The organism is Pontimicrobium sp. MEBiC01747, assembly GCF_053601635.1.
The window spans coordinates 1-2,532 of record NZ_JBSHNS010000429.1 but is presented as its reverse complement, the minus strand read 5'-3'; the positions used below and the strand labels follow the sequence as shown (position 1 = coordinate 2,532).

3 protein-coding genes and 1 pseudogene are annotated in these 2,532 nt (G+C 32.1%); all 4 read right to left on the bottom strand.

Annotated elements, in window-relative coordinates:
- A pseudogene (locus ACVC2P_RS13910) lies at nucleotides 1–240 on the bottom strand (hypothetical protein); the annotation flags it as partial.
- Nucleotides 241–268: 28 nt separating this feature from the next.
- A complete protein-coding gene (locus tag ACVC2P_RS13905) occupies nucleotides 269–1,468 on the bottom strand; it encodes an alanine dehydrogenase (protein ID WP_452599056.1) in 1,200 nt (399 codons plus the stop codon).
- Between the two features lie 65 nt (nucleotides 1,469–1,533).
- Complete coding sequence (locus tag ACVC2P_RS13900; protein WP_452599055.1) at nucleotides 1,534–2,055, bottom strand: hypothetical protein; 522 nt, start codon at nucleotides 2,053–2,055, stop codon at nucleotides 1,534–1,536.
- Nucleotides 2,056–2,346: 291 nt separating this feature from the next.
- Nucleotides 2,347–2,532, bottom strand: a 186-nt coding sequence (locus ACVC2P_RS13895; RefSeq protein WP_452599054.1) for a tRNA (adenosine(37)-N6)-threonylcarbamoyltransferase complex ATPase subunit type 1 TsaE, incomplete at its 5' end; no start/stop codon positions are given.

Genomic DNA, 2,532 nt, shown 5'->3' with positions numbered 1-2,532 from the left:
GAATACAACATCGCCTTTATATAATATATAGTTTAACTCTAAAGTATCTATATCTTTTAAGCTTATAAAGGCTTTAGATTGCGCACTAATAACTAGCTTTTTGTTATTAATATCTTTAAGTGTGCGGGCTTCTGGCCCGTAACTACATGAAGCCTTTTTGCCGTTTAAGAAAAAAGCTAAAACAATTAATCCAATAGAGAAGCCTCCTAGATAATATCCTAATCTGTGTATTAATTTCAATGGGTCTAAATTTTTATAGATTGCAAATTTAGAATATTAAAAGGTTAATATCACTATATTTTAAATCAAACCATTCACCAACAGATCTATTTGTTAAAATACCATGATAAAAGTAGAGCCCATTTTTTAACCCTCTATCCAGGCGTAATGCGTTTTCTAGACCTCCATCTTCAGCTATTTTTAATAAATATGGCGTAAAAATATTACTTATAGATGCAGAAGCTGTACGAGAATATCTAGCTGGAATGTTAGGGACACAATAATGTATAACGCCATGTTTAATAAAGGTTGGGTGTTTATGTGTTGTGACTTCGCTGGTTTCAAAACAGCCCCCCATATCTATACTAACATCGATAATTACAGAACCTTTTTTCATTTGTTCTACCATTGCATCGGTAACAATAACTGGAGCTCTGTTTTTTCCTCTAACAGCTCCAATAACAACATCACAACGTTTTAAGGCTTTACTTAAGTGTTTTGGCTGTATGGTAGAAGTGTAAAGTGTACGGCTCAAATTGGCTTGCACACACCTTAATTTGGTTATAGAGTTGTCGAATATTTTTACATTTGCTCCAAGTCCAATAGCACTTCTTGCGGCAAACTCTCCAACAGTACCAGCGCCAAGTATAACAACTTCAACTGGTGGTACACCACTAATATTACCAAGCATAAGGCCATTACCATTATTGGAATTACTCAATAACTCCGAAGCTATTAAAACAGAAGCAGTTCCAGCCAATTCGCTTAAAGCTCTAACTGCTGGGTAAGCACCATCATCATCTCTTATAAATTCAAAAGCTAAAGCGGTAATTCGCTTAGAAGCTAAAGTTTCAAAATACTTTTTATTTTGAGTCTTTAACTGTAATGCGGAAATTAATATAGTTTGTGGGTTTATTAACTTTAATTCTTCTAGAGTAGGAGGCTCTACCTTTAAAATCATTGGGCATGAATATACCTTTTCTGTATCATTTGTTATTTCTGCTCCAGCCTCACTATAATCTTTATCACTAAAGTTTGCGCCTTTTCCTGCATTCGATTCTATTAGTACCCGATTGCCGTTATTTACAATGGCAGACACTGCGTCTGGTGTTAGGCATACTCTTTTCTCTTGAAAAGCTGTTTCTTTGGGAATCCCCAAAAACAAAGCGCTTTTTTTCTTTAATATCTCAAGTGTTTCTTCTTGAGGAAGCAATTGTGCCTTAGAAAAAGGAGTGATAGGTTTATCCATTTTTTGTAATTAGATTGTAATAAAAAATCAAATTACGAATAAATTTTGAATGATTACAAAATCTATTAAAAATACTGATTAAAAACACCTTTAATTCCTTTAGGCTTCATTTTTAATTCGTCTTCCAGTTCTTGTATAGATTTTCCAACTGAATTTAATCTATTGAATAACCTTGCTCTAATAAGGTAGATGCTTGGTATTATTACAGCAATAAAAGGTATAATGTGTATTAGTTCAAATTCATCGATTAAAAAACTATTAGATAATGAAAAACTTATAATTTGATATAAATACATGGCAATTGGAACTAGTAAAGCATGGTACCACCAGTGTCTACATGTAAAAAACCATATTATTAATAATATTAAAGGGATAATTTTACCAGTAAGTGTCCATACGACTACTTGGACATCTTCGTATATTTCACTGTGAAATGTATAAATGAGTGTTTCCCAAGTTGCGGTATTTGGCACTATTTCATGTAAATAAAATAGGTAAGGTGTAATAGCTATAAAAGTAGCTATTACACTTCCTATAATAATTGTTTTTTTATTACCCGTTTGTCGGTATTTTAATTTTTCTTCCATCGATTGCTGTTTCTGTTTGGTTAATTAAATCAATGATGCTGTCTGCGTTTGCAGCGAAGAAAACACAGCCAAAGAGGGCTAATACTATTATGTGCTTTTTAGACTTCATTTTGGTTTTGGTTTAGGGTGAATATGTAATCAAATTTAACTAAAACCTAAGCTTAATTTAAGCTTAAATGTTAAAAAAATGTTAAAATTGATTGTTTTTTAAAATTTTGTTACGGGTAAAACCGTAATATTCCAAAAATACGTTTGTTTTGTTGGGTTTTAAAAAGAGGGGTAATATGCGTTTTATACAGACATTGTAAGGGTTCTCGTACCGTTTTCGTTCTGTTTTATGTGTATGTTACAGGTATTAGTTTGTAGAATGTCTTTTAATATTTCTGGCCATTCAACCAATAGCCAATTGTTACTAGAAAGGTATTCCTCAATCCCAAAATTGTATAATTCCTCTTCATTTTCAATACGATATAGGTC